Origin of the sequence: Rhodococcus sp. T7, from assembly GCF_009872365.1 — a bacterium.
GTDB lineage: Bacteria > Actinomycetota > Actinomycetes > Mycobacteriales > Mycobacteriaceae > Rhodococcus_F.
On the sequence record NZ_WXYH01000288.1, the window covers coordinates 1 to 721 of the forward strand.

The following is a 721-nucleotide window of genomic DNA, read 5'->3' on the forward strand; positions in this document are numbered from 1 at the left end:
TCGGGCATGTCGTCGCCGCGAGTGAGCAGTGCCTGCCCGCGATTCTCGAGTTCGAGCGCGGCGGCGTACGACGACACCTCCATGTTCGCGTGGAGCGCACGCTTCGACAGCTGCACACCGGCAGGGGAATTCGCACTGATGAGGCGCGCCATCGCCAAAGCCTCGTCGAGCAGCGACTCGGCCGGAACGACCGCGTTCAGCAGTCCGAGAGACTCGGCCTCCACGGCCTCGATGAAGCGGCCGGTGTAGGCGAATTCGGCCGCGCGTGCCGGGCCGATGAGACGGGGCAGGTGCCACGACGCGCCCAGGTCGCCTGCGGACAGGCCGATCCGCACGAACGCCGCGTTGAACCGTGCCGCCGGCGAACCGATCCGGATGTCGGCGGCGAGGGAGAGTGACAGTCCGCCGCCCGCGGCCGCACCGTTGACCGCCGCGATGACCGGGACGCGGATGCTGCGGATCGCCGCGAGGGCGCGCGCCGCCAGTTCCTGCTGGTCCAGCATGCCCATCGGCGTCATCGACGACAAACCTTCGGCGTCGTCGAGGTCGAATCCGCCGCAGAACGCCTTGCCTGCACCGGTGAGGATCACGACGCGGAGGTCGTGTTCGTGATCCAGTTGCAGCGCAACCTTCTCCAGTTCGACGAACATGGTGTTCGTCATCGAGTTCATTCGTTCGGGGCGATTCAACGTCACGACGGCGATGCCGGGTTCCGGCCGGT

1 protein-coding gene is annotated in these 721 nt (G+C 68.0%); it reads right to left on the reverse strand.

Annotated features, from left to right (window positions below; all coding sequences use genetic code 11):
* A partial coding sequence (locus MLGJGCBP_RS23675; RefSeq protein WP_160098496.1) for an enoyl-CoA hydratase/isomerase family protein occupies positions 1 to 721 on the reverse strand: 721 nt, incomplete at both ends.